Source organism: Mycobacterium sp. 1164985.4 (assembly GCF_001668575.1).
Lineage (GTDB): Bacteria > Actinomycetota > Actinomycetes > Mycobacteriales > Mycobacteriaceae > Mycobacterium.
Genome location: NZ_LZMD01000111.1, coordinates 184,742 through 209,888 on the forward strand (window position 1 = coordinate 184,742; position 25,147 = coordinate 209,888).

General features: G+C 68.3%; 22 protein-coding genes. 16 read left to right on the plus strand and 6 right to left on the minus strand.

All coding sequences use genetic code 11. The features are described 5' to 3' along the window. Window positions 1-26: 26 nt before the first annotated feature. Window positions 27-1,403 (plus strand): type VII secretion protein EccB, encoded by a 1,377-nt coding sequence (gene eccB, locus A5650_RS25280; protein WP_067298539.1) that lies wholly within the window; start codon window positions 27-29, stop codon window positions 1,401-1,403. On the opposite strand, the gene mycP is transcribed toward eccB, so the two are convergent. Both mycP and eccD read right to left on the minus strand, forming a co-directional pair. Continuing rightward, window positions 1,371-2,720 (minus strand): type VII secretion-associated serine protease mycosin, encoded by a 1,350-nt coding sequence (gene mycP, locus A5650_RS25285; RefSeq protein ID WP_067298499.1) that lies wholly within the window; start codon window positions 2,718-2,720, stop codon window positions 1,371-1,373. The genes eccB and mycP overlap by 33 nt on opposite strands. Beyond that, window positions 2,717-4,015 carry a type VII secretion integral membrane protein EccD gene (gene eccD / locus A5650_RS25290; RefSeq protein ID WP_082950940.1) on the minus strand — a complete coding sequence of 433 codons (1,299 nt, stop codon included), beginning with the start codon at window positions 4,013-4,015 and terminating at the stop codon, window positions 2,717-2,719. The genes mycP and eccD overlap by 4 nt, the downstream gene beginning before the upstream one ends. Before the next feature lie 118 nt (window positions 4,016-4,133). On the opposite strand from eccD, the gene eccCb reads away from it, so the two are divergent. The 4 genes from eccCb to A5650_RS25310 all read left to right on the plus strand — a co-directional run bounded on the left by eccCb (window position 4,134) and on the right by A5650_RS25310 (window position 9,599). Beyond that, window positions 4,134-7,790 (plus strand): type VII secretion protein EccCb, encoded by a 3,657-nt coding sequence (gene eccCb / locus A5650_RS25295; RefSeq protein ID WP_067298501.1) that lies wholly within the window; start codon window positions 4,134-4,136, stop codon window positions 7,788-7,790. Beyond that, complete coding sequence (locus A5650_RS25300; protein ID WP_067298502.1) at window positions 7,787-8,902, plus strand: type VII secretion-associated protein; 1,116 nt, start codon at window positions 7,787-7,789, stop codon at window positions 8,900-8,902. The genes eccCb and A5650_RS25300 overlap by 4 nt, the downstream gene beginning before the upstream one ends. Before the next feature lie 68 nt (window positions 8,903-8,970). Next, window positions 8,971-9,294: a WXG100 family type VII secretion target gene (locus A5650_RS25305; RefSeq protein ID WP_067298503.1), complete on the plus strand. Its 324-nt coding sequence runs from the start codon at window positions 8,971-8,973 to the stop codon at window positions 9,292-9,294. 8 nt (window positions 9,295-9,302) lie between these two features. Further along, the gene (locus A5650_RS25310) at window positions 9,303-9,599 is read left to right on the plus strand and encodes a WXG100 family type VII secretion target (RefSeq protein ID WP_067298504.1); all 297 of its coding nucleotides are present in this window, start codon (window positions 9,303-9,305) and stop codon (window positions 9,597-9,599) included. Window positions 9,600-9,701: 102 nt separating this feature from the next. Here the strand turns inward: A5650_RS25310 and A5650_RS25315 are convergent, their stop codons facing one another. Further along, window positions 9,702-9,893, minus strand: a complete 192-nt coding sequence (locus A5650_RS25315; RefSeq protein ID WP_064413289.1) for an excalibur calcium-binding domain-containing protein — start codon at window positions 9,891-9,893, stop codon at window positions 9,702-9,704. A 296-nt stretch (window positions 9,894-10,189) separates the two neighbouring features. On the opposite strand from A5650_RS25315, the gene rplM reads away from it, so the two are divergent. The 8 genes from rplM (at window position 10,190) to A5650_RS25355 (ending at window position 16,754) form a co-directional block, all read left to right on the plus strand. Further along, window positions 10,190-10,633 carry a 50S ribosomal protein L13 gene (gene rplM / locus A5650_RS25320; RefSeq protein WP_067091191.1) on the plus strand — a complete coding sequence of 148 codons (444 nt, stop codon included), beginning with the start codon at window positions 10,190-10,192 and terminating at the stop codon, window positions 10,631-10,633. 38 nt (window positions 10,634-10,671) lie between these two features. After that, window positions 10,672-11,106 carry a 30S ribosomal protein S9 gene (gene rpsI, locus A5650_RS25325; protein WP_067298540.1) on the plus strand — a complete coding sequence of 145 codons (435 nt, stop codon included), beginning with the start codon at window positions 10,672-10,674 and terminating at the stop codon, window positions 11,104-11,106. 237 nt (window positions 11,107-11,343) lie between these two features. After that, window positions 11,344-11,763, plus strand: a complete 420-nt coding sequence (locus A5650_RS25330; RefSeq protein ID WP_067298505.1) for a hypothetical protein — start codon at window positions 11,344-11,346, stop codon at window positions 11,761-11,763. Between the two features lie 368 nt (window positions 11,764-12,131). Beyond that, window positions 12,132-12,833, plus strand: coding sequence for a hypothetical protein (locus A5650_RS27230; protein WP_197501981.1), 702 nt, complete (start codon window positions 12,132-12,134; stop codon window positions 12,831-12,833). A gap of 144 nt (window positions 12,834-12,977) precedes the next feature. Beyond that, window positions 12,978-14,315, plus strand: a complete 1,338-nt coding sequence (glmM, locus tag A5650_RS25340; RefSeq protein WP_067298507.1) for a phosphoglucosamine mutase — start codon at window positions 12,978-12,980, stop codon at window positions 14,313-14,315. A gap of 39 nt (window positions 14,316-14,354) precedes the next feature. Continuing rightward, window positions 14,355-14,651 carry a DUF7162 family protein gene (locus A5650_RS25345; protein WP_067298508.1) on the plus strand — a complete coding sequence of 99 codons (297 nt, stop codon included), beginning with the start codon at window positions 14,355-14,357 and terminating at the stop codon, window positions 14,649-14,651. 1 nt (window position 14,652) lies between these two features. Then, the gene (locus A5650_RS25350; RefSeq protein WP_067298509.1) at window positions 14,653-16,008 is read left to right on the plus strand and encodes a hypothetical protein; all 1,356 of its coding nucleotides are present in this window, start codon (window positions 14,653-14,655) and stop codon (window positions 16,006-16,008) included. A 572-nt stretch (window positions 16,009-16,580) separates the two neighbouring features. Beyond that, window positions 16,581-16,754 (plus strand): hypothetical protein, encoded by a 174-nt coding sequence (locus A5650_RS25355; RefSeq protein WP_197501982.1) that lies wholly within the window; start codon window positions 16,581-16,583, stop codon window positions 16,752-16,754. Here A5650_RS25355 and A5650_RS25360 read toward each other — a convergent pair. From A5650_RS25360 to A5650_RS25370, 3 genes are all read right to left on the minus strand, one after another. After that, window positions 16,751-18,037: a DEAD/DEAH box helicase gene (locus tag A5650_RS25360; RefSeq protein ID WP_067298510.1), complete on the minus strand. Its 1,287-nt coding sequence runs from the start codon at window positions 18,035-18,037 to the stop codon at window positions 16,751-16,753. The genes A5650_RS25355 and A5650_RS25360 overlap by 4 nt on opposite strands. Before the next feature lie 180 nt (window positions 18,038-18,217). Next, window positions 18,218-19,270, minus strand: a complete 1,053-nt coding sequence (locus A5650_RS25365; protein WP_067298511.1) for an LLM class F420-dependent oxidoreductase — start codon at window positions 19,268-19,270, stop codon at window positions 18,218-18,220. 37 nt (window positions 19,271-19,307) lie between these two features. Further along, a complete protein-coding gene (locus tag A5650_RS25370; protein WP_067298541.1) occupies window positions 19,308-20,153 on the minus strand; it encodes a dienelactone hydrolase family protein in 846 nt (281 codons plus the stop codon). 55 nt (window positions 20,154-20,208) lie between these two features. On the opposite strand from A5650_RS25370, the gene glmS reads away from it, so the two are divergent. From glmS to gad, 3 genes are all read left to right on the plus strand, one after another. Next, window positions 20,209-22,077, plus strand: a complete 1,869-nt coding sequence (gene glmS / locus A5650_RS25375) for a glutamine--fructose-6-phosphate transaminase (isomerizing) (RefSeq protein WP_067298512.1) — start codon at window positions 20,209-20,211, stop codon at window positions 22,075-22,077. A gap of 233 nt (window positions 22,078-22,310) precedes the next feature. Then, on the plus strand, window positions 22,311-23,732 hold the full coding sequence (locus A5650_RS25380; protein WP_067298513.1) for a bifunctional ADP-dependent NAD(P)H-hydrate dehydratase/NAD(P)H-hydrate epimerase: 1,422 nt from the start codon (window positions 22,311-22,313) through the stop codon (window positions 23,730-23,732). A gap of 26 nt (window positions 23,733-23,758) precedes the next feature. Continuing rightward, entirely contained in the window at window positions 23,759-25,141 is a 1,383-nt protein-coding gene (gad, locus tag A5650_RS25385; RefSeq protein WP_067298514.1) for a glutamate decarboxylase, read from the plus strand. Window positions 25,142-25,147: the final 6 nt, after the last annotated feature.

A 25,147-nucleotide genomic window follows, 5' to 3' on the forward strand; every position in this document is an offset into this window, starting at 1 on the left:
GGCCTTAAGCTTTGCGCGGGGGAGTGATGACGGGGCGATCGACCACCGGCGTGCAGATCAGCGCGCACCGGTTCCTGCTGCGGCGCTTGGAGCACGCACTGGTTCGCGGCGATGTGCGGATGATCGACGATCCCCTGCGCGCACAGGCGTTTTCGCTGCTCGCTGGTTCGATCCTTGCCGTCGTCGGACTCGGGGTGGCCGCCGTCCTGGCGTTCCTGCAGCCGCGAGGGGCACTCGGCGACGACCCGATCGTGATGGTGCGCGACAGCGGCGCGCTGTACGTGCGGGTCGACCGGACTCTGCACCCGGTGCCGAACCTCGCTTCGGCCCGGTTGGTCAGCGGTTCGCCCGCCAAGCCCCGGCTGGTCAACAGCTCGGCCGTCGAGGCCGCGCCGCGGGGCGCGACACTCGGCATTCCGGGCGCTCCCGATGCGGTGGGCTCGCCGCTGACCGGCGACGAATCGACATGGATGGTGTGCGAGGACGATTCGGGGCTATCGACCGTATTCGTGGGGTTCGTCGGCGACACCCGCGCCGCGGAGGATGGCGTACTGGTCAGCGCAGCAGGCGAGGCGCAAACGTACCTGCTTTTCGGCGGCCGGCGCGCAAACGTCGACATGCGCAGCCCGGCCGTCGTCCATGCGCTCGGGCTCGACGGCGTTGTGCCGCGGCCGGTTGCGCGCGCATTGCTCGACACCGTGCCGGAGGTGCCCGAGATCAAGGCGCCTGCCATCCGCGACGCCGGTGCGCCCGCGCCGGCGCCGTTGCACGGGTTGCGCATCGGCGCCGTGGTCCGGGTGCCGCGTGCCGAGTCGTGGGAGCACTACGTGGTGCTGGGAACGGGAGTGCAGCGGATCGGGATGGTGGCAGCCGATCTCATTCGATTCACTCAGCCTCAGCAGGCGCACGAGATCGTCACCGTCGAGCCGGGCATCATCGGCACCGTCCCCGTCGTGGACGATCTGCCCGTCGGACACTTCCCCGAACGCGCCGATCCGATCGACGATCCGGTGGTGTGCGGACGGTGGTTCTGGTCGGCGAACGCGAAGTCCGTTGTAACCGATACGATCGCCGTCGACGCAGTACCGGATGCGCCCACAGTGCGGCTGGCACAGGCTGACGACGACGGCGCCGCGATCGACGGCTTTGCGATGAGTGGTGGCCGCAGCGCATATGTGCGAGCGGCGGGGGTGAGCGGTGACGGTGCACGCACCGGAACCCTGTTCTTGGTCAACGATGCCGGGGTGGTCTTCGGCATCCGCGACGACGAGACGGCGCGGCGTCTCGGTCTGACCGGCGACCCGGTGCCCGCCCCGTGGCCGCTGCTGGCCAGGCTGCCGCGCGGGCCGGAGCTGAGCGTCGAGGCCGCCTCAGTCGCGCGGGACGGGACCGGAGCGCCGTAACCGTCTGGCCGACAACGTCATCGCGGTGATGGCGGTTGCCGCCGTCAGGCAGACGACTGCGCCCCGCACCGCGACACCCGCCGCCTGTTCGTCTGCCGGAGACGGCCGGGTCAGCGATACCGTCACCGGATGGTCGGAGTGCGCGCGGGGTGGGGCGCCGCCCGTCACCGCCGCCAGCACATCGACGACGCCGTGACCGACCAGCGGGTCCCACCCCGCGGCGGGGTGGCGTGCCGTGTCCTCGATGCGCCGCATGACCTCCCGGGCGGTCAACTGCGGTGAGCGCGACCGCAGTAGTGCGACGGCACCCGTGACCACGGGTGCGGCGTAACTGGTTCCCGCGAGCGGCTTCCCACCCGAAACCGTCGGAGTCGTAGCGACGAGGCCGTCGCCGTCACGATCCAGCGACACCACCCGCTCGCCGGGGGCGGCGACGTCGACCCAGGGACCCGCCAAGGTGAATGACGAAGGCGCACCGTCGGATCCGAGCGACCCGACCGTCAGCACATGGTCGTCATACCAGGCGGGGCTGACCACCGCTTTGACGTCGTTCCAGTCCGGTCGACCCGGTGGCGTAGGGTTCTGGTGCTCGCACTGTCCGGCGCCGCCCACATTGCCCGCCGCGGCCACGACGACGACGTTCTTCACGTCCACTGCGTAGGCCAGCGCGGCGCCCAGGGCACCGTCGTCGAGCGGCGTGCCGACAGGTACGCAGGCAACGGTCGAGATGTTGATCACGGTCGCGCCCATGTCCGCCGCGGTGCGCACCGCGCGCGCGAGCGTATCGACGTCTCCGAAACCGGATGTCGGAGCGCCTTCCTCGCTGAACCTGGCGCTCGACTGCCGAATACCGATGATCGCGGCTTCAGGTGCGACACCGCTGAAAGCGTTCGCGTCGGCGGAACCCGGTGTGGCGCCGACGATGCCCGCGACGATCGTTCCATGACCGTCGCAGTCCTCGGTGCCGTCGCCACTCGACACGTAGTCGCCGCCTGGAAGCAGACGCGGAAGCATGCGGTGGCGCGCCACACCGGTGTCGATAACCGCGACGGTCTGCCCGGCTCCACGTGTGAGTGGCCACACCGACTGCAGATCGAGGTCGTCGAGTTGGCCGCCGACTTCGCCGCCGAGCGACGCTTTCTGAGCGATCGTGCACGCCTCCGTCTGCACGGTGGGTCGCGGGGGAACCGGCGACTGAGATGGGGGGAGCAGTGACTTGTCCACCGACGGTGGGGTTATCGCTGCCGCCGTGGAGGCGCCCGTCAGTGGGGCCGAGGCGAACGCCACGGCGAGGGCGAGGGGAAGTACGCGTCTCACGCCAGGGCCAGGCCGCGGACAAGACCGAACACCCCGGCGATCCAGCAGCTCAGCGGGATGACCGCCGCGAGCGTCGCGTACTCGGCCAGTTCGACCGCGCGGCGTGCGACCAGACCGGGCGCGATCTGGAGAAACGGGATCAGGAATCCGGTGCCCGCGACAGCGGCCATGGCGCCGAGCCAGTGTGCGTGACCCGGCATGGCCGCCACCATGATCACGAATCCTGCTGCGAGCGAGCCGAATCCGCATACACCCAGCGCGGTACGGCGGGCCGATCCGATATGCGTACGAGTGCGCAACAACAGCGCCGCACCGACGACGCCGTCGAACGCCGCAGCCGGGATGGAGAACTGCCGCACGGCCAGCGCGCCATGGCCGAGGAACACCGTGGCGATGGCAGCGGCGGTCGATGCCCCGGTGAGAATGCCGGTCAGCAGGTCATGGGCTCGGGCCGCGTGGCGCTCCTCCGGCGGATCGGAGCCGACGCGGGTGAGCTTGATCGCCAGCCTCGGCGATGAACTGACAGTCACCAGCGCGATCGTCGCCAGCAACGCGCCCGAGGCGAGACCGTCGAGACGCCACGCGACTGACGCGGCCGAAACCGCACTGCACAGCAGGGACGCGGTGGCGATCGCGGTGAGCGGGATGCGACCGCGACCCGTGATGCGCAGGCAGACGACCGCGGCGGTAAGCGCGGCCGCCGACGCCAGCAGCAGATGTGCGGCGAGGGCTCCGTCAGGCACCACGACCGCACCCGTCACCGCGGCCGATATCGCGGTCAACGCGCTGAAAGCGCTGCACACCAACGGTTCCGGGGCGGTGCGGCGCGCGACCAGCGCGGCGGTCATCATCGCCCCGGTCAGTGCGGCGCCGGCGACAACTGCACCTCCACTTCCCGAGGTCAGGATCGCGATGCCACCGATTCCGGCCGCGACCACGCTGCCTCCGACACACAACGTGCCCGGGACGCCGTCGTGCGTCGGTCGCAGCCGGGCGACGGCACCGCCGGGATCCCGATCGACGAAGACCGGCGCAGGAATGGTCTCCGCGCTGAGCCACAGCAGCTCGCCGTCGCGAATGTTGTTGTCCAGAAGGGTCAGCGACTCATCGAGTGACGATCCGTCGACTCGGTGAAGTCGCCAGCGCAGAGCGGGATCGCGCGGACCGGCGCGGGTCAGGTCGATGATCGACGGGAGCATGTCGCCGACGCAGACCCGCCCCGGAAGCGTCAGATCGGCGCTCGTCGCGCCCACGTCGTCGACGTGAACGCTGACCCGGCAGCGTGAATCAGACACCGCATCCCCCCTTGTGACGCCGCGTGGTCACCGTAACGCGCCCGACGCTGGCCGCGTTGCACGTCTTTTCCGGGCTGTGGATGGAACCGAATCCCGTCCGTCCGCGTCCGAGTCATCGATGGAGTTGCCCACTGAATCGCGCGGTTTCGTGGTGAAACCCCCACCGGCGCTGCCGAAGGCGTCGTCAACCAATCCCGTCGCACGCCTGTTGCCGCTGGCCATGATTGTCGCGACCGTCGGCATGACGGCCCTGTACTTCACGTCGGGGGCCACGGCCGGCCGGGCGCCGATGTTCATGTTCTTTCCGGCCATGATGGTCATGTCGGTCCTCGGCACGCTGGTGTACGGCGCCAGGGGCGGGGCGGAACGATCCGCTGAGATCGACCGAAATCGGCGAAGTTACCTGCGTTATCTCGACGAGCTCGACGACGAGATCGTCGCGAGTGCGATGGACCAACGCCGCGAACAGCTCTCGCGCTACCCGGCGCCGGAGTCGCTGTGGGCATCAGTGGGCGGTCGGCTCATGGCGCGACCGCGCCCCGCCGACACGGACTTCTGTTGCGTCCGGGTAGGTGTCGGCGAGCAGCCGTTGCGCACACCGCTGTCGGAGCCCGACCTGGGCGGCGTCGATGAGCAGGACCCGGTGACGGTGTCCGCGCTGCGCGCACTGATCCGGCAGCGCTCGAGCATCGGTGAGATGCCGATTGCGGTGCCGCTGCGCCGACACCCGGTGATCGCGGTGGACGGTGACGTCGAGCGTGCCCGCGGACTGGTGCGGGCGATGGTGTGCCAACTCGCGACACATCACGCGAGCGATTCGATAGCGATCGCGGCCCTCACCGACCGCGGAACGCGCTACGAGTGGGAGTGGCTCAAATGGCTTCCTCAGTATCGACATTCGCCGCATCCGTCGGCGCAGCAGCACCTCGTGGTCGTCGTCGACGGCCACGGGCGCTCATCGGCGACCGGTGGTGTCACGGTCCTGGGGATCGGGATCTCCCCGGGTGACGACGTGCTGCGGATGCATCTCGACGGCGAGAAGTTGACCGCCGGCGGTGGTCTCGAATGCACGCCGGACTTCATGACGCTGGTGCAGGCGACGGTGTGTGCGCGCCGGTTGGCCGGTCACCGACTCGACGACGCTCCGGTCCGCGGCGGCTGGTTCGATCTGATGCGCATCGAGCGCCCCGCCGAGCTTGTCGCGGAGGCGCTCTGGGCGCAGACGCGCCAGGTGCGGGGGGTGCCCATCGGCGTCACCGACGACGGAACACCGGTCCGGATCGACATCAACGAGGCCGCCCGCGACGGCATCGGCCCGCACGGGCTGTGTGTCGGTGCCACCGGGTCCGGGAAGTCCGAACTGTTGCGCACATTGGTCCTGGGCATGATCGCGATGCATCCGCCCGAGGTGCTCAACCTCGTCCTCGTCGACTTCAAGGGCGGTGCGACGTTCCTCGGCATGGAACGTGCGCGGCATGTGGCCGCTGTGATCACGAACCTGGCGGGCGAAGTGCACCTCGTCGCGAGGATGAGCGACGCGCTCGCCGGTGAGGTCCACCGCAGGCAGGAATTGCTCCGCGCAGCAGGCAATTTCGCCAACATCGCCGATTACGCTCAGGCTCGTGCAAGCGGCGGCGCATTGCCGCCCCTGCCCACGCTGTTCATCGTCGTCGACGAGTTCTCTGAGCTGCTGAGCCAACATCCCGACTTCGCCGAACTGTTCGTCGCGATCGGCAGGCTGGGCCGATCACTGGGCATTCACCTCTTGTTGGCCAGTCAACGGCTCGACGAGGGGCGGCTCCGCGGTCTGGACACCCACTTGTCATACCGGATCTGCCTCAAGACCTTCTCCGCGAGCGAATCCCGCGCCGTGCTGGGCGTCGCCGACGCGCACACACTTCCGTTGTCCCCAGGCGCGGCGCTGCTGAAGACAGCCGACGGTGACCTGTCCCGGTTCCAAACGGGGTTCGTCTCCGGCCCGTGTCGCCAACTGTGTTCGGATGACCAGCAACCAGAGCCGATGGTCTTCACCGCCACACCCGAACCGGTTCCGGACCATCACGTCGCGGCGCAGTCCCGCACCGTGTTCGAGGTCGTGCTGGAAAAGCTCGCCGGTCGAGGGGCGGCGGCGCACCCCGTGTGGTTGCCGCCGCTGGCCGCGCCTCCGACGCTCGACCTCATCACCCCGCCCGGCGGCCGACCCGCGCTCAGCGCCCCCATCGGGCTGGTGGACGATCCCTTCCACCAGCGCCGCGATCTGCTCGTCGCGCAGATGGCTGCCGGACACGTTGCGATCGTCGGTGCACCCCAGTCGGGTAAGTCGACTACCGTGCGAACGCTGATCCTCGCGCTCGCCGTGACGCACAGCCCCGACGAGATCGTCTTCTATTGCCTGGATTTCGGTGGCGGCGCCCTGGCCGGGCTCGCGGGACTCCCGCAGGTTGGCGCGGTACCGAGCCAAGCCGATGTCGACTTGTGCCGTCGCACCGTCGCCGTGGTCGAAGCACTGATCCGATCCAGGGAAAATCTGTTTCGCGCAATGGGTATCGGTTCGATGGCCGAATACCGCGCACTGCGCGCCGCACGCGTACCGGCCGCGGCCGACGACCCCTACGGCGACGTGGTTCTCGTTGTGGACGGCTGGGGTCAGCTACGCCGGCATCTCGAATCGCTGGAGGCGTCGATCACCGCGATCGCCGCGCAGGGACTCGCGTTCGGCGTGCACGTCGTCATCACCGCATCGCGATGGGCCGAACTGCGGCCTGCGCTGAAGGACCAGATCGCGACGCGCATCGAACTCCGGCTCGGCGACCCGGCCGAGTCCGAGATGGATCGCCGCCGGGCCCGCATGTTGATCGACTGTCCGCCGGGAAGGGGGATCACGGTCGACGGTCGGGAGATGGCGATCGCGCTGCCGCGCTGGGACGGCGTGGCCGGAACCGAAGGCCTGGGTGAGGCGGTGGCGGTGAGCGTCGAGCAATGCAGGAAGCGGTGGAACGGACGGCGTGCTCCCCGCATCGAGCTACTTCCGACAGTGGTGGATCACTCCGAACTGGTCGCGACTTGCCCGGCACAGTGCAGGCAGCAAATCGTGCTCGGTCTCGATGAGAGTGACTTACGCCCGGTGAGCATCGATTTCACCGAGCAATCACATCTGCTGGTACTCGGGGAGGGTGCTTGCGGCAAGACATCGCTGCTGCGACTGCTGTGTCACGAGATCGTCCGGACCCGAACCGTCGAGCAGGCGCGACTGGAGATCGTGGACTTCCGACGCTCGCTGCTCGGCGTCGTCGAATCCGGGCACCTCACGGGATACGCGGCATCGCCCGCGGCGTTGGCCACACGTATGCCCAAACTGCTTGCGACGCTTGAAACCCGGATGCCGGGTGAGGACGTGACGCAACAGCAGTTGCGTGACCGGTCGTGGTGGTCCGGGCCCGAGATCTTCCTCGTGGTCGACGATTACGACCTGGTGGCCGCCGGGACCGGCAACCCGTTGACCCCGCTCGCCGACCTCCTGCCGCACTCTGCCGACCTCGGCCTGCACATCATCGTCGCCCGCCGGTCCGGAGGCGCGGCGCGGGCGATGTTCGATCCACTTCTCTCTCGGACGCGTGAGATCGGATGCCTCGGCGTGATGATGAGCGCGAGCCCTGACGATGGTGTACTGCTGGGGTCGGTTCGGCCGTCGGCGCAGCCGCCGGGGCGCGGCACGCTGATCGCTCGGGGTGACGGCGAGCGCCTCATCCAGATCGGCTGGGTGAAGCCGTCATGAGCCGCGCCGTCGTCGAGATAGGGCCGGCCGCGGTTCGCGGCCCGAATCCGGCTGACGCCGAACTGGTCTCAGCGGCGCTCGACGCGATCGACGACGAACTGGTGTTGGTCGGCGAGCGCGCCGTATCCGTAACGGAACTCTGGACCGAACTGATGCGCGTCGCGGTGTGCGACGCCGACACCGTCGTCCTCGTCTGCCCGACATGGTGGCCGAGCGCTCGGATCGAGCGCGTGCGCCACGCGACGGCGGCACCGGACGTCGAGGTGATCGGACGAGCAGCGCTGCTTCAGGGGCGCACGCGAGTCACCGTCGTGGAAATCGCCCCGGAGTTGATCGTTGTCACCCGTCCGGGCGCTCGGACCGTCGTCATGGCCAACATCGGTCACGAGGTGGTCGAGAAGGTGGTGGCAGCGGCGGGTTCGGCGGACCCAGTGCTGATCGACGGAGCCGGTGGACCGCTGACCGACGAAATCTTCACTCAGTTGCGGCACAACGGAATCGAGGCTCGCCCCGTCGACGAGGACGCCATCCGTCAGGCACCGCCGACACCCGACCCCACGGCCGTCCCCGAGCCGACCCGACCGCGGCGGACGGCCGTGCTGGTCGGTGCCGTCGCGTCGATGGTGGCGGTGTGCGGCGCTTTGGGGTTGCGCGGTGGTGGTGACCGAGCACCGGACCTCGCGTCAACCGTGCTGGCGGAGGGCCGAGTTCAGGTGATGGTGCCGGCAGGATGGCCGGTGGAGCACATCACGACCGGGCCGGGTTCGGCTCGGGTGCAAGTCACGTCACCGACGGACGACGGCATCGTGCTGCACCTGACCCAGTCGGTCGGCCCACCCGAGGCGGACCTCGTGCAGACCGCCGCCTCGTTGCGCAAAGCTCTGTCCGGCGAGCCCGGCGATGTCTTCGTCGACTTCAACCCGGTCGACTCTCGGGCGGGAAGAACCGCCGTGACCTATCGCGAACTCCGCGCCCACCGTCACGTCGCGTGGACCGTTCTCGCCGACGCCGGTGTTCGCATCGCCATCGGATGTCAAACCGCACCGGGCGACGAGGACAGGGTCCGCGACGTATGCGATCAAGCGATCAGCTCCGCGCACGCGGTCACCTGAAAAATCGGGTGGAACCGGACCGGCGCCCAATGCGTCGTATCAATCAGAGCCCGAATGAAAGGATTTCCATGACAGCACCGCAAGGCGGTTCGCTCAACACCGATTTCGACATGATGGTGGCGGTCGCCAATCAGACCGACACACGCAACGACGAAATCAGGGCCATGCTGCAGTCGTTCATCGGCCGGATGAGCGCTGTGCCGCCCTCGGTCTGGGGCGGCGTCGCGGCGACCCGCTTCCGCGACGTCGTCGACCGGTGGAATGCCGAGTCCCTGAAACTGCACGCCTCGCTACAGCGCATCGCCGAGACCATCCGGCTCAACGAGCAGACGCTGCGGGAAGCCAACGAAAGCCACTCGCAGCGCATCGGCGCGGTGGCCAATCACCTGTAGGGCCGGTCATGGAAAACGTGTTGTCGTACAACTTCGACGAGATCGAATACACCGTCCGCCAGGAAATTCACACCACCTCGGCGAGGCTGAACAACGCGCTCGAGGAGCTGCGTGCACAGATCGCGCCGCTTCAGGAGGTGTGGACCCGCCAGGCGGCGGACGCGTACCGCATCGAACAGGCCCGATGGGAGCAGGCGGCCGGAGCGCTCAACGAGATCCTGTTCAGTCTCGGCAACGCGGTCCGCGACGGCGCCGACGACGTGGCAGCGACCGACCGCAGCGCCGCCGGCGCGTGGGGATTCTGACGCCGAGAGGTTTGTGCGGTCCGACTGGAGGGGAGCCAGGCGACCGCACGGTACGCGCCACCGTGGTCGAGGAGAGCGGCCACGGTGGCGCATCACCGTCGACTACTCGCAGGCGATTCCGTCGCCGTCGCGGTCCAGGTGCGGGGCGTAACCGTCCTCGCCCTGCATGATCGGCGCCACGCCAGCCTCGCGGGCGGCGCTGCAGTTCTTGTAGTACGTGTCCGCCGATGCGGTGGCGGCCCCGGCGGCGGTTGCCGCGACGACGAATGCGGCAACGATCAAGCCACGAATCATTTTCACTCCGTTGAGATCTTGGACAATCGGACGTGAGACGGCCGGTTTGCTGTCTCCCCGGCGACGACGCTAAGGCGACGGGAAGGAAAAGGAATCAGGGATTTCCCTATAGTTGGAGCGCGAGGGCTGATGCACGTTTTGACCTGCGACGACGCGTCCAGGTAAGCTGCCTCGTTGGCGTGCGGTAAGCACGGGTTCTCGGGTCAACGTCGGTCGCCGAGATCAGCCCCACCGAATACGCCTGACCGGCACCCGGGTCACCGGGACTCGAAACCCGATAGAGGAGAGGTAGCGCTGTGCCTACGTACACGCCGAAGGCGGGTGACACCACACGTTCATGGTATGTCATCGACGCCACCGACGTGGTGCTCGGCCGGCTCGCCGTCGCAGCAGCCACATTGCTGCGCGGCAAGCACAAGCCGACATACACGCCGAATGTCGATGGTGGCGACTTCGTCATCATCATCAACGCCGAGAAAATCGCCATCGCCGGTAACAAGGCGGACCGCACGTTCTTCTACCGCCACTCGGGTTATCCCGGTGGTCTGCGCAAGCGCTCGCTCGCTCAGGAGATGGAGAAGCACGCCGACCGGGTCGTCGAACGCGCGATCCTGGGCATGATTCCCCACACGAAGCTCGGCCGCCAGGTCAAAAAGAAGCTGCGCGTCTATGTCGGGCCGGATCATCCGCACACCGCCCAGCAGCCGATTCCATACGAGATCAAGCAGGTGGCCCAGTGACTCAGCCAGTTGAGACGACCGATGACAACACTGATGCCGTGACCGAGGCCGCCGTCGAGGCGACCCCTCGCGAGCCCGTCTTCATCGACCGCCCGATCCAGACCGTCGGCCGCCGCAAGGAGGCGGTCGTGCGGGTGCGCCTGGTTCCCGGAACGGGGCAGTTCAACCTGGACGGACGCAGCCTCGAGGACTACTTCCCGAACAAGGTTCACCAGCAGCTCATCAAGGCCCCGCTGGTCACCGTCGACCGGGTGGACAGCTTCGACATCTACGCCCACCTCGACGGTGGCGGACCGTCCGGACAGGCCGGCGCGCTGCGTCTGGCGATCGCCAGGGCGCTGATCCTGGTGCAGCCCGAGGACCGGCCCGCGCTGAAGAAGGCCGGCTTCCTGACCCGCGACCCGCGGGCCATCGAGCGCAAGAAGTACGGCCTGAAGAAGGCCCGTAAGGCTCCTCAGTACAGCAAGCGCTGATCAAACCGAGAAACCGCCGGGTGTGCACTGCACGCCCGGCGGTTTTGTATTCAAGACCCGCTGCGGGCTATCTCACAATTCGACGAAATCCGGTTTCGCTTGCCCTCCCGTCGTAAATGCACCGGGGTTGGAGGCGGCGGCGCTGCACGCGCGGCAGACCGCAACTGCCACCGATACGACCCAGTCGCCCCTCGTGGGGGACCGGATCGTCGCCTCCGGACTGAAAAGGAGTGATGGATGCAGAACGCGAAGAAGTTGACCGCAGGCGCCCTGTTGGGCGGATCGCTGCTCTTTACAGCTGGCATGGGTATGGCTATGGCGCAGCCGGACACGGCTAACGACAGCCGAGTCAACGTCTCGTTCGGGAACGCCGGTGTCCTCGAGGACGTCGACGTGACCGCCGCGGCGCAGATTGCCGCCGATGTGTGCCACACCGATGTGAACTCGGTCAACGCGTTGGCGCAGGCCGCCGACACCGAGGGCACCGATCAGACGGTGTGCACGAACACCCTCGGCACGGTCGCGATCCAGCAGAACGGACCGGGTCACTCCGAGAATGCACCGGGTCAGGACCGCCAGCATGAGGCGACGCCGACGTCCGAGACGCCGACGACCCCGCCGACGGCTGCCCCGACCGCCGAGAACGGCGGCAGCTAAGACCGCAACCTCGCCGCCCGCATCCGCCCGGATGCGGGCGGCGAGTCGTTTCCGGGGGGTTCGGTGGCGTCAACGGCGCTGAAAAAACTTTTTGCTGGCCGGTGAACATTTGTGTGATCAGCTAATTGCGCTGGGTCTTGGGGCAATGCGCTTGATATTGACTGCATAGCTAATTAGGCAGGGTCGACATACTTACGCAGACGAAAATTTTATCGACAATTGCCGTTTCGTCTCCGTCGTCAAGTGGAACCACCTGCGCGGGAGCACGGATGCTGCGCGCAGGGCGGTCCATTACCGCCACCGGCGTGACGTCAGGAGCAGTCGGGGGGCCGGGTCGCTGCTTCCTGAGAAATATGAATGGAGTGATCATGAAAATTCTCATGACGCGTTTGCTCACCGTCTTGGTGAGCGCCGCAATGTTGGTGCTGGTGGGGGGTGTCACCGGGCTCGGAACGTCGGTAGCGCAACCGCCGGGCGTGGGCAAGAAGAACGTTGTCCAGGTGCAGGGGACCGGCCCGAACGGGGTCAAGTTCAACGGGCAGTTCGTGGCCACGGCGGCCAAGGAAGTGACCCAACAGTCCGGACCGGCCACAGCCGACGACAACGGCGCGACCTCGTCGAACACCGGCATCGCGTTGACCGGTCAGCTGACCGGCAAGCTGGTCTCGCCGGGCCAACCGCAACAGGGGAATCAACCGGGTGATCGGGGTGCCGCCCAAGATGTGAACATCTCCGACTTCTCGATGCCCGTCAATGAGATCTCCGCACCCGGCGGAGAAGCTGCGCCATCATCGGCCACCACCGGAAACGGCCAGGACGACCGAGTCCGCTTCGCTAGCCAGCAGGCCGTCTGCGACGTCCTGAACCTGGTGCTGGGGCCGCTGCATCTGGAGTTGCTCGGCCTGATCGTTGACCTCAACCAGGTCGTCCTCAACATCACCGCCGATCCGGGTGGCGGTCTGCTCGGTTCGCTGCTGTGCTCGCTGGCCGGCGGACTTCCCGTGCCTCCGAATCCGCTGCAGCCGATCATCGATCTGCTGAACCAGATTCTCGGCATTCTCGGAGGCTGACCGGCAGGCCCCGACCCATGGCTCACCGCCCGTATCGCCCCGGATGCGGGCGGTGAGTCGCGTCTGGGTACCGATTCGGCGACGGCACGGCCCCCGACACGCGCGGTTGGCTCTCCGGCGGGCATCTGTGAGAAGTTTGTCGGCATGGCTCGACTGTTCGGCACCGACGGGGTGCGCGGCGTCGCCAACCAGGATCTGACCGCTGAGCTGGCATTGGCCCTCGCTTCCGCCGCGGCGCGCCGGTTGGCGACGGCTGGTGGACACGCCAGACGCGTGGCCGTCGTCGGCCGCGACCCGCGGGCGAGCGGGGAAATGCTCGAGGCCGCCGTCATTGCAGGGCTGGCCAGCGAAGGCGTCGACGCTCTCCGCGTCGGGATTCTGCCCACCCCGGCCGTCGCCTATCTGACCAGCGCCTACGACGCCGATTTCGGCGTCATGATCAGCGCCTCCCACAATCCGATGCCCGACAACGGCATCAAGATCTTCGGGCCCGGCGGCCACAAGCTCGACGACGCCACCGAGGACCGGATCGAGGAGCTGGTCAGCCAGGGCCCCGGCGAGCGCCCCACGGGCGCGCGGATCGGTCGGGTGGTCGATGCCGACGACGCCCTGGACCGCTATCTGCGACATGTCAGCAAGGCCGTCACCACCAGGCTCGACGAGCTGACCGTCGTCGTCGACTGCGCCAACGGCGCCGCATCGGCCGCCGCGCCGCAGGCCTACCGCGCCGCGGGCGCCAACGTCATCACCATCAACGCCCAGCCCGATGGGCTGAACATCAACGAGCGCTGCGGCTCGACGCATATGGAGAGCCTGCGGTCCGCAGTGGTGTCGTACCGAGCCGATCTGGGAATCGCGCACGACGGCGACGCGGACCGATGCCTGGCCGTGGACGCGCACGGTCGCGTGATCGACGGCGACGCGATCATGGTGATCCTCGCCCTGGCCATGCAGGAGAGCGGCGAACTGTCGTCGAACACCCTGGTGACGACCGTGATGAGCAACCTCGGCCTGCATCTGGCCATGCGTGCCTCCGGCGTCGAGGTCTGCACCACCAGCGTGGGGGACCGCTACGTCCTCGAGGAGTTGCGCGCCGGCGGATTCGCGCTCGGCGGTGAACAATCGGGGCACATCGTCATGCCCGCGTTGGGCACGACGGGGGACGGCATCGTCACCGGGCTGCGGTTGATGTCGCGGATGGCGCAGACCCGTTCCCCGCTGGCGGTCCTGGCCGAGCCGATGCGGACACTGCCCCAGGTCCTGATCAACGTCCAGGTGGCGGACAAGACGACGGTCGCCGACGCGCCTTCGGTTCGTACCGCGGTCGCCGAGGTCGAGGCCGAACTCGGTGATACCGGTCGAATTCTGTTGCGCCCCTCGGGAACCGAGCAAGTTGTGCGCGTGATGGTGGAAGCGGCCGACGAGGACACCGCGCGCCAACTCGCGGTACGGGTGGCCGAGCAGGTCAGCGCACAACGCTGAGGTGGAACCGGCCGCCGTCGTCGCGCGTCGAACTCCTATATGGACGCATCACGTGTCGACGCCGCCGCGCTGCTGAGCGTGGCGCGGCAGTACCAGAGCACAGCCGACATCGTCGATGCCACCGTGCGAACGCATCTGAGCGGCTTGGCGTTCGGCGGGGCCGTTGCGGGCCGATCGTATGTCGCACACGGCGACGCGGTGCGTTCGGCGGTCGAGGATGTCGTGAACCAGTTGCGCGCGTGGTCGCGCGCGTCGGCCGAGATCGCTTCCGCGCTGCGGGCCTCCGTCGAGCGTTACACCGAAGTCGACGCACAAGTCGCGGGACGGTTGGGGTGACATGACTGAGAGTTTCGACGCCACAGCGCGTTTGGCCGACGGGGCACCCGGTGTCGCCGATCTCGAGCAGTACGTCTTAGCGTGTCAGTGCCTCGGCTACCGACATCCGGACCTGACAGCGCATCCCGGCCAGGTACGTTACTGGTACGCCGCCGAGGACGGTTTGGACCTCGGCGCTCTCGGGACAGACTGTGCGGCACTGCAATCGGCGGTGACGGCGGCAGAGGATGCACTCGCACGCCACGAAGCTCAGCTGGAGGCGCTCTCGACGGCATGGCAGGGGGCGGGGGCGAGCGCATCCCGCGAGTTCTTGCGCCGCCACGGGCAGGCAGCGACCGTTGCCGCGACGGCGGTCCAGACCGCCGCGTCCGCGCTCGCGGATCTGCGCGAGCGCCTGTGGACCACGGTGGATGACAAAGTCGCGAAGGTGACGGCCATCGGCGACGGCGTGCAAGCCCGGCGTGCCGACTGGTTGGCGGCGGCGCAGACCGTCACCATGGGGGCCGGCGATCGGGCGGTCGCCAGTGAGTTGGTGGATCACGAGGTGAAGCCGTTCGTGGACACCGTGATCAGCGGTGACTGGCTCGCGGCAATGCGGGCGGCCACCGATGCGATCGAGGCGGCCTACGAAGCGGTGACGGCGCAGCTCGCGCCCGAGATAGGCGCGGTGTTCGACGTCCCCGGCCAGCTCGGCCCGGCCGCGACGGGCATCTCCGCGACACCGGCCGCAACGGGCGTTTCCGCGCCACCCGCCGCGGCGGGCGTGGCGCCCGCTCCCGTCACGCCTGCCGGATGGGCCGCGCCTGTTGTGTCACCGGCGCTACCCGCGCTGTCCGCAACGCCGCCGCCCCTGGCCGGAACGCCACCGCCGGCCGTGACGCCGCCACCGCCGCCCGAGTCCGCAGCTCCGGCATTGCCCTCGCTCGGCGGGGGAGTGCCCGACCTCGGCGGTGCGTTCTCGGGTTTCGGCCAGCAGCTCGCTGAGCTGCTCGGCGGCCTTCTGGGCGAGGGCGCGCTGGACGGCGGTCTCGACGATCCGACGGAGCCCGACATCGGCACGCTGAATGAGGGGTCAGACGACGAGAAGTTGGCCGAGGAAGACGAAGAAAACGAAGACGAGGAAAACGAAGAAGCTGGGGCGCAACCGGAGGACTCCGTTGAGCCGACGGTCGAGGAGCCGGTATGCACCGCTGCGCCCGCTGAGGTGGCTGAGGCACCCGTTGAGGAACCGCCCGCGGCGACGGTGCCGCCGGAACCGCCGGTGCCGCCGGAACCGTTAGCCGTGCCGGCTGAGCCGCCCACCGCCGGGACGCCGTGCGAAATAGCCGCCGACGAGCTGCCGCAGGTCGGCGAATGACTGGCGGTGTGTGTCTACGTGCCGAGGTCTGGCCAGTCGGGACCGTTGGCCGACAGCCGGAGGCACTCCGCGACGATCAAGCGGTTCTGGTGATTCGTACCGCAGTGATCGCACCAGAAATGGACTGCCGGCCGCTTAGTGCCGAGACGTTCGCAACTCCATAACGTCGCCCGCCATGCACGGCTGACTCCTCTGCGGCTGCCATGTGGGTGTCGCGCACACGTCTGGGTTGTGAACCGTGAGCATTCGCCTGATCTCATTGCGACACCCCTTCCGGAGTGATGTCCGGATACCCACGCTTCGGCGAAGATCACTCCGGCACTTGTTACAGTTCGATAACCAAAACTCACCGCATTCGGCCGTAATCCTGGCCGGCAGTCCATGGAACTCCTGCCGCAGTTTGCCGAGCGATACATCATCTGACCGCGCCGCGGAATCGGTAGCGTCCCTGCGATGAAGTTGCGGCTGCGAGACGGGCTGTCGCACCCGCCGTTCCGGCCACTGCGCTGATCGTCACGCTCGCGACCATCACCTGGTGTGCACTGGGCGACGGCCCGGCGGTCGTGTGCGGCGTGCTGGCCGCGGTCATCGGGCCCGTCGTCGAGATCGTCATTGCCGAGGCGGGCCTGTTCGCGTATCACCCAGCCTGCGACGGCCTCTTCGGTGTCGCACCGTGGCTGGTGCCGCTGTACTTCGCGTTCGGTGTGGTCGTCGCGTTGCTGGCCGAGATCGTGGCCAAGCGTTAGGCGTTCGCCGGACGACGCGAGCGCTGCGGGCGTCGCCGCCGCTGCTGTCGACCCCTCGGAGACGATGGCTGGTGCGGGCGTGTGGGCTCGGGACGGCTGGCGACGATCGGGTCGCCGAAAGCCCGAGCGCCGGGGGCGATTTCGTTGAGCACCGGATGCGACGAGCCGCTGAAGCGGGTGATCGTCGGCTTGACGCCGGCCTTGCGGGTCAGCTGCCGCACATCGGACACCTGCTCGTCGAGCATCAGCGTGACCACCGTGCCGTCGGCCCCGGCGCGTGCCGTTCGGCCCGAGCGGTGCAGGTACGCCTTGTGCTCGACGGGCGGGTCCGCGTGCACCACGAGGCTGACGTGGTCGACGTGGATGCCGCGCGCGGCGATGTCGGTGGCGACCAGCACGGTCGCCGAACCGTCGGAGAACGCGGCGAGGTTACGGGTCCGCGCGTTCTGCGACAGGTTGCCGTGCAACTCGACCGCGGGCACGCCACGCGAGTTCAGCTGCCGGGCAAGGTTCTTGGCGCCGTGCTTGGTGCGCGCGAAGACGATCGTCCGGCCCGGCGATGCGGCGAGGTCGGCGAGCACGGCCAAACGGGACGCCTTGTCGACGTGCAGTACGTGGTGCTCCATCGCGGTGACCGGCGACTGCTCCGAATCGACGCTGTGCACAACGGGATTGTTCAGGTAGCGCTTCACCAGCACGTCGACGCCTCCGTCGAGGGTGGCCGAGAACAGCATCCGCTGTCCGTTGCGAGGGGTCTTGTCCAGCAGTCGCTTCACCGGGGGAAGGAAGCCGAGGTCGGCCATGTGGTCGGCCTCGTCCAGCACGGTGATCTCGACGGCCGACAGGTCGGCGTGGCGGGACTTGACGTGATCTTCGAGCCGGCCCGGGCAGGCGATCACGATGTCGACACCCTGGCGCAGCGCCGCGATCTGAGGATTGGGTCCGACGCCGCCGATGATCGTCACCGAGCGCAGGTTGGTGGCCGCCGCCAGCGGCGCCAACGACGCGCTGATCTGAGCGGCCAGTTCGCGGGTCGGCGCGAGGATGAGCGCCCGCGGACGGCCGGGGACGCGCTTCGACGGGTTCGCAGTGAGCCTCGTCACCACGGGCAGCAAAAAGGCGTACGTCTTCCCGGATCCGGTGCGACCGCGGCCGAGAACGTCGCGGCCTGCCACCGAGTCGGGCAGCGTCGCGGCCTGAATGGGGAAGGGCGAGTCGATGCCGTTGGCAGCCAGAGTGTCGACGACGGTCTTCGGGAGGCCGAGGTCAGCGAACGTGGGCACGGTTGTGCCACAGGGGGATTGCACAGACAAGTAAAAGCTCCGAAAGTTCAGTGTGGTCGTCCTGCCCGGCGCGGATGATCCGCGGCGCTCGGTGTGACGATCGAGAAGCGGCAAAAGGCAGAACAGAAGATGCCGCTTCACCCACTGTACCCTCCATGGCGGCCTTCAGCGTAATCGGGCCTACGACAGCAGGTCGTGCAGTTCCTCGACGAATCCGACGATTTCACGCCTGTCTACCGAAAGTGGTTGCAGCAGAAGCGTCGTCGCACCGGCTTCGGCGAACGCCGCCAACCGCTCCTTGACGAACCCGCGCGGTCCGACAAGCGAGACGTTGCGCACCAAGTCATCCGGCACCGCCGCGATCGCTTCGGCTTTCTTGCCCGCCAGGTAGAGGTCCTGGATGGTGTTCGCGACGTCGCCGTACCCGTAGCGGGTGGCCAGGTTGTGGTAGAAGTTGCGGCCCCGCGCGCCCATGCCCCCGATGTACAGCGCCAACTGCGGCTTGACCCACGACAACCGGTCGTCGACATCCTCGCCGATGGCCAGGGGAGCGCTGACCATGACGTCGAGCGGACCCAACGACGGATCGCGCTTGGCGAAGCCGGCCCGCAGCGCCTCGCCCCACACCGCGTCGGCCTGCTCGGGATAGAAGAACACCGGCTGCCAACCCTCGGCGATCTCGGCGGTGAGTTCGACGTTCTTCGGTCCCAGTGCCGCGATAGTGACCGGGATGCGGTCGCGCACAGGGTGATTGATCAACTGCAATGGCTTACCCAGTCCTGTGCCCTGAGCCCCGGGTCCCTCGCTGGGCAGCGGGATCTGGTAATGCTTGCCGTCGAACTGCACGCGTTCGCGACGCCAGACCTGCCTGCAGATCTCGACGACCTCGCGGGTGCGTCCCAACGGAGCGTCGAACGGCACGCCGTGGAAGCCCTCCATCACCTGGGGGCCGGACGTGCCGATGCCAAGGCGGAAGCGGCCACCGGAGACGTAGTCGAGCCCCGCCGCCGTCATGGCCAACAACGTCGGCGTACGGATGTAGATCGGCACGACTCCGGTGCCGAGTTCCATGCGCGAGGTCCTGGCGGCCAGAAAGCCGAGTTGGCTGATCGCGTCGTAGGAGTACGCCTCGGCGACCAGGGCGAGGTCGACGCCGACCTTCTCGAGCTCGACGACCTGATCCACCGCCTGCAGGAAGCCGTCGGTGTAGTTGAGGAAGATCCCGGTGCGCATCATCGAGTTATACACCCAACCGGTTGGTTGGCACTGGTCAGGGCTTCAGCAGCGCGACGACCTTGTTCTCAAGGTCCACCGGATCGTCGGAGAACGGGTCGACGTTCGGGGCCTTCGGCAGGGGAAGGTCGGGGTCGGCGAAGTCGCGGTAGGTCTTGTCGCCGGTCAGCGTATGCAGCAGAAACCCGGTGATCAGCGCACGTACCACCTTCTGGGTGCTGCGGTCGGCCCCGGGCAGGCCCACAGCGCGCGCCAGGCGGCGGCCCTCGATCAGCCCGCCCGGCTTGGCCTTGCTGACCGTGCGCAAGGTGGCCGTCTTCCACGTCCTGGCGAGCTCGACCGCATTGGACCGCAGCGTCATCGGGTCGCCCGGTCCGCTGAGCACCAGACCGGGCACCTGCAGGGTCGCCGCGGGCTCCTCGGCGGGCGGCGCGGTGACTGTGGGGAATATCGCAACGACGGATTTCGGCTTGGTGGGCAGCCCCGCCGCGGCGAAGACCGCCGCGGACCCGCCGAACCCGTGCCCGACCACCCCGAGCTTGCTGCGCTGCACGCTGATCTCGCCCGGGCCCAGCCGCACCCCGGTGATGATGTCGAGCGTTGTGCCCAGGTCATAGGCGAAGTTGAGCGCCGACGGGGCCAGTCCGGTCTCGGTCGCCGGTGCCGCAGCGACGATTCCCCACGACGCCAGGTGCTCCAGCGTGCCGTGGTAGCGGTCGGCTCCGGCAAGCCAGTCGTGGCCGAACGCGACGCCCGGCAGGTTGAGTCCGGCCTCGGGAGTGAACACCACACCGGGAAGCCCGGCGAAGGCCAGGTCACCTCGTAAAACGCGGTGCGGGCCGCGGCGAGTCAGGGCCTTGAACAGCTTCTTCGTGCTGGCCACCAGACGACCGTAGCCCACACGGTTTCGGGCGGCTCTTGCACTACCCTGAATGCCTATGTGCGGAATCGTCGGCTATGTCGGGCAGCGTCCTGCCTGCAACATCGTCGTCGACGCGCTACGCAGGATGGAGTACCGCGGATACGACTCGTCGGGCGTTGCCCTGCTCGACGGCCACGGCGGGCTCACGGTGCGACGCCGGGCCGGTCGGCTGGCCAACCTCGAGGCCGCGCTGACCGAGACCGACGCGTCCAGCCTCGGCGGCAGCACGGGCCTCGGCCACACCCGGTGGGCGACGCACGGCAGGCCCACCGACCGCAACGCCCACCCGCACCGCGACGCCGCGGGCAAGATCGCCGTCGTCCACAACGGGATCATCGAGAACTACGCCGCGCTGCGGGCAGAACTCGAGAAGACGGGCGTGGAGTTCGCCAGCGACACCGATACCGAGGTCGCGGTGCACCTGGTCGCCTGGCAGTTCCACCACGGCCCCACTGCGGGCGATTTCCCCGCCTCGGTGCTCGCGGTGCTGCGCCGCCTCGAAGGACACTTCACGCTGGTGTTCGCCAACGCTGACGACCCAGGCACGATCGTCGCGGCGCGGCGCTCCACGCCGTTGGTGCTCGGAGTCGGCGACGGTGAGATGTTCGTGGGTTCCGATGTCGCCGCGTTCATCGAGCACACCCGCGACGCCGTCGAGCTCGGCCAGGACCAGGCGGTGGTGGTGACCGCCGACGGATACCGCATCACCGACTTCGACGGCGTGGACGATGGTGCGAACGCCCGGGCGTTCCACATCGACTGGGACATGTCGGCGGCCGAAAAGGGCGGCTACGAGTACTTCATGCTCAAGGAGATCGCCGAGCAGCCCGCCGCGGTGTCCGACACATTGCTGGGCCACTTCGCCGACAACCGCATCGTGCTCGACGAGCAGCGGCTCTCCGATCAGGAACTGCGCGAGGTCGACAAGGTCTTCGTGGTGGCCTGCGGCACCGCGTACCACTCGGGGCTGCTGGCCAAGTACGCGATCGAGCACTGGACCCGGTTGCCGGTCGAGGCCGAACTCGCCAGCGAATTCCGTTATCGCGACCCGGTTCTGGACAGCCACACCCTGGTGGTGGCGATCTCGCAATCGGGTGAGACCGCCGACACGTTAGAGGCCGTCCGGCACGCCAAGGAGCAGAAGGCCAAGGTGTTGGCCATCTGCAACACCAACGGCAGCCAGATTCCGCGCGAATGCGATGCGGTGCTCTACACCCGCGCCGGGCCCGAGATCGGAGTGGCGTCGACCAAGACGTTCCTCGCTCAGATCGCGGCGAATTACCTTGTCGGGCTTGCCCTGGCGCAGGCGCGCGGCACGAAATACCCCGATGAGGTCGAGCGCGAGTACCGCGAGCTGGAGGCCATGCCCGACCTGGTCAGCCGCGTGCTGGAGACCGTCGAACCGGTCAAGGCGCTGGCACACCGCTTCGCGCAGTCGCAGACCGTGCTGTTTCTCGGGAGGCACGTCGGTTACCCGGTCGCGCTCGAAGGTGCCCTCAAGCTCAAGGAGCTGGCGTACATGCACGCCGAGGGCTTCGCCGCCGGCGAGCTCAAACACGGTCCGATCGCGCTCATCGAAGACGACCTCCCGGTCATCGTCGTGATGCCGTCGCCGAAGAACTCGCCGATGCTGCACGCCAAGCTGCTGTCGAACATCCGCGAGATCCAGGCGCGCGGCGCGGTCACCATCGTGATCGCCGAGGAGGGCGACGACACCGTCCGCCCGTACGCCGACCACCTGATCGAGATCCCCGCGGTGTCAACCCTTTTCCAGCCACTGCTGTCGACCATCCCGCTGCAGGTGTTCGCCGCGGGTGTCGCACAGGCGCGCGGTTACGACGTCGACAAGCCCCGCAACCTGGCCAAGTCCGTCACCGTCGAGTAGCGCCGGGCCGGGTCGGGGCCTTCAAGAACGAACGGGCTCGCGCCCAGTTCCTCGGTGTCTACCGGGCCGCGATGGCAGAGCTGCCGCCGGTCGCCGAATCCCGCGACGTGGCAACCTCGTTCGGTCGCCGGTCATGTGGCGAGGCAACATCGCGCACCTTCACCCGCACCGGCCCGTGATCGGGATCGCCAAACTGAGCCCCGCCGAGCGGTTTGCTATTAACGTGGTCAGCGATGCGGCACTACTACACCGCGGACCAGATCCGCGAGGCTGAAGCGCCGCTGTTGGCGTCCCTGCCCGAAGGCGCGCTGATGCGCCGTGCCGCCAACGGTCTCGCCCTCGCGATCGCCCGGGAACTCGTGCTGCGCACGGGAGGTGTCGCCGGGCGCCGCGTCTGCGCCGTGGTCGGGTCCGGCGACAACGGCGGCGACGCGCTGTGGGCCGCGACGTTCCTGCGCCGCCGCGGCGCCGGGGCCGCCGCAGTGCTTCTCAACCCGGACCGCGTCCACCGCCGTGCACTCGCGGCGTTCACCGCCGCCGGCGGGCGCGTCGCCGAAACGGTCCCGGCGGGCACCGACCTGGTCATCGATGGCGTGGTCGGGATCTCTGGGTCCGGTCCGCTGCGGCCGAACGCCGCCGGCGTGTTCTCCGCCGTCGACGACGCGGGCGTGCCGGTGGTCGCCGTCGACATCCCCAGCGGCGTCGACGTGCAGACCGGGGCCACCGACGGACCGCACGTGCACGCCGCGCTGACCGTGACATTCGGCGCCCTCAAACCCGTTCACGCGCTGGGCGATTGCGGCCGCGTCGAACTCGTAGACATCGGCCTGGACCTGCCGCGGTCGGACATGATGTCGTTCGACGCCGGCGATGCGGCTGCGCGGTGGCCGGTGCCCGGTCCGAAAGACGACAAGTACACCCAGGGCGTCACCGGTGTCCTCGCGGGCTCGGGCACCTACCCCGGCGCCGCGGTGCTGTGCACCGGCGCGGCGGTCGCGGCGACGTCGGGAATGGTCCGGTACGCCGGAAGTGCTGGACAGCAGGTTCTTTCGCAGTGGCCGGAGGTGATCGCGGCGCCGAGTCCGAGCGCGTCGGGGCGGGTGCAGGCCTGGGCGGTAGGGCCGGGCCTCGGCACCGACGACACCGGAGCGGCGGCGCTGTGGTTCGCGTTGGACAGCGGGCTGCCGGTGGTCGTCGACGCCGACGGGTTGACGATCCTGGCCGCCCATCCCGATCTGGTCGACGGGCGCGAGGCGCCGACGGTGCTGACACCGCACGCGGGCGAGTTCGCCCGCCTCGCCGGTTCATCGCCCGGCGACGATCGCATCGGCGCCGCCCGCAGACTCGCCGACCGCCTCGGGGTCACCGTGCTCCTGAAGGGCAACGTGACCGTCATCGCCGAACCCGACGGGCCGGTCTACCTCAACCCGGCGGGCCAATCATGGGCCGCCACAGCGGGATCCGGCGACGTGCTGACCGGGATCATCGGTGCCCTGCTGGCTGCAGGGCTGCCCCCCGGCGAGGCCGCCGCGGCCGCGGCCTTCGTCCATGCCCGCGCCGCGAATCTGGCCGCTTCCGACCCAGGGCCCAGGCCCGCCCCGACTTCGGCGTCACGCATCCTCGCGCACGTCCGAACCGCCATAGCAAGTTTGTAAGCCAGTTTGTAACGAGAGGAACGCTCATGCCGCCCACGCGCAGTCACGCGCCGCAGATTGCCCCCGCCTACACCGGACGGCTGGCGATGGCGCCGGTGCCGTCGCTGCGGCTCCCCGACGACGCGATGGATCCCGATGCGGCGTACCGGTTCATTCACGACGAGCTGATGCTCGACGGCAGTTCCCGGCTGAACCTGGCCACGTTCGTCACGACGTGGATGGATCCGCAGGCCGAACGGCTGATGGCCGAGACGTTCGACAAGAACATGATCGACAAGGACGAGTACCCCGCCACGGCCGCGATCGAGCAGCGCTGTGTGTGCATGGTGGCCGATCTCTTCCACGCGGAGGGGTTGCGCGACGACGACCCCTCGAGCGCCATCGGCGTTTCCACGATCGGTTCGAGTGAGGCGGTGATGCTCGCCGGGCTCGCGATGAAGTGGCGCTGGCGCGAGCGCGTCGGCGAGAAGTGGAAGGGACGTACGCCGAACCTGGTGATGGGCGCGAACGTTCAGGTGGTCTGGGAGAAGTTCTGCCGCTACTTCGACGTCGAGGCCCGTTACCTGCCGATGGCGGAGGGCCGCTATGTCATCACCCCCGAGCAAGTGCTCGAGAACATCGATGAGGACACCATCGGCGTGGTGGCCATCCTCGGCACCACCTACACCGGGGAACTGGAACCCATCGCCGAGATCTGCGCCGCCCTCGACAAGCTGGCGGCCGACGGCGGACTCGACATCCCGGTGCACGTCGACGCCGCCAGCGGCGGTTTCGTGGTGCCGTTTTTGCACCCGGACCTGGAATGGGACTTTCGCCTCCCGCGGGTGGTGTCGATCAACGTCAGCGGCCACAAGTACGGCCTGACCTATCCCGGCATCGGCTTCGTGGTGTGGCGCAGCGCCGAATATCTACCCGAGGGCCTGGTCTTTCACGTCAACTATCTCGGCGGCGACATGCCGACGTTCACGCTGAACTTCTCCAGACCCGGCAACCAGGTCGTGGGTCAGTACTACAACTTCCTACGGCTCGGTCGCGAGGGCTATTCGCAAGTGATGCAGTGTCTTTCGCAGACCGCACGATGGCTCGGCGACCAGCTCCGCGAAAGCAAGCACTTCGAGGTCGTCGCTGACGGTTCGGCGATCCCGGTGGTCAGCTTCAAGCTGGCCGGGGACTTCGGTTACACCGAGTTCGATGTGTCGCAGGGACTGCGCGCGTTCGGCTGGCAGGTGCCCGCCTACACGATGCCGGAGGGAGCCACCGACGTCACGATGTTGCGCATCGTGGTGCGCGAGGGATTCTCCGCGGACCTGGCCCGGGCGCTGCACGACGACATGGCGACCGTGCTTAGCCACCTCGACGAGCTCAAGCCGCGCGGACACTTCAACCAGGAGCAGCCCTTCGCGCACTGAGCGCTC

Excerpts from the sequence above, each read along its gene's own strand:
- A5650_RS25315 (WP_064413289.1), bottom strand. The coding sequence starts at position 9,893 with ATGATTCGTGGCTTGATCGTTGCCGCATTCGTCGTCGCGGCAACCGCC.
- glmS (WP_067298512.1), top strand. The coding sequence starts at position 20,209 with ATGTGCGGAATCGTCGGCTATGTCGGGCAGCGTCCTGCCTGCAACATC.
- glmM (WP_067298507.1), top strand. The coding sequence starts at position 12,978 with ATGGCTCGACTGTTCGGCACCGACGGGGTGCGCGGCGTCGCCAACCAG.
- A5650_RS25345 (WP_067298508.1), top strand. The coding sequence starts at position 14,355 with ATGGACGCATCACGTGTCGACGCCGCCGCGCTGCTGAGCGTGGCGCGG.
- A5650_RS27230 (WP_197501981.1), top strand. The coding sequence starts at position 12,132 with ATGAAAATTCTCATGACGCGTTTGCTCACCGTCTTGGTGAGCGCCGCA.
- gad (WP_067298514.1), top strand. The coding sequence starts at position 23,759 with ATGCCGCCCACGCGCAGTCACGCGCCGCAGATTGCCCCCGCCTACACC.
- eccCb (WP_067298501.1), top strand. The coding sequence starts at position 4,134 with ATGGAGTTGCCCACTGAATCGCGCGGTTTCGTGGTGAAACCCCCACCG.
- A5650_RS25330 (WP_067298505.1), top strand. The coding sequence starts at position 11,344 with ATGCAGAACGCGAAGAAGTTGACCGCAGGCGCCCTGTTGGGCGGATCG.
- A5650_RS25365 (WP_067298511.1), bottom strand. The coding sequence starts at position 19,270 with ATGCGCACCGGGATCTTCCTCAACTACACCGACGGCTTCCTGCAGGCG.
- A5650_RS25305 (WP_067298503.1), top strand. The coding sequence starts at position 8,971 with ATGACAGCACCGCAAGGCGGTTCGCTCAACACCGATTTCGACATGATG.
- A5650_RS25300 (WP_067298502.1), top strand. The coding sequence starts at position 7,787 with ATGAGCCGCGCCGTCGTCGAGATAGGGCCGGCCGCGGTTCGCGGCCCG.
- A5650_RS25310 (WP_067298504.1), top strand. The coding sequence starts at position 9,303 with ATGGAAAACGTGTTGTCGTACAACTTCGACGAGATCGAATACACCGTC.
- A5650_RS25350 (WP_067298509.1), top strand. The coding sequence starts at position 14,653 with ATGACTGAGAGTTTCGACGCCACAGCGCGTTTGGCCGACGGGGCACCC.
- A5650_RS25380 (WP_067298513.1), top strand. The coding sequence starts at position 22,311 with ATGCGGCACTACTACACCGCGGACCAGATCCGCGAGGCTGAAGCGCCG.
- eccB (WP_067298539.1), top strand. The coding sequence starts at position 27 with ATGACGGGGCGATCGACCACCGGCGTGCAGATCAGCGCGCACCGGTTC.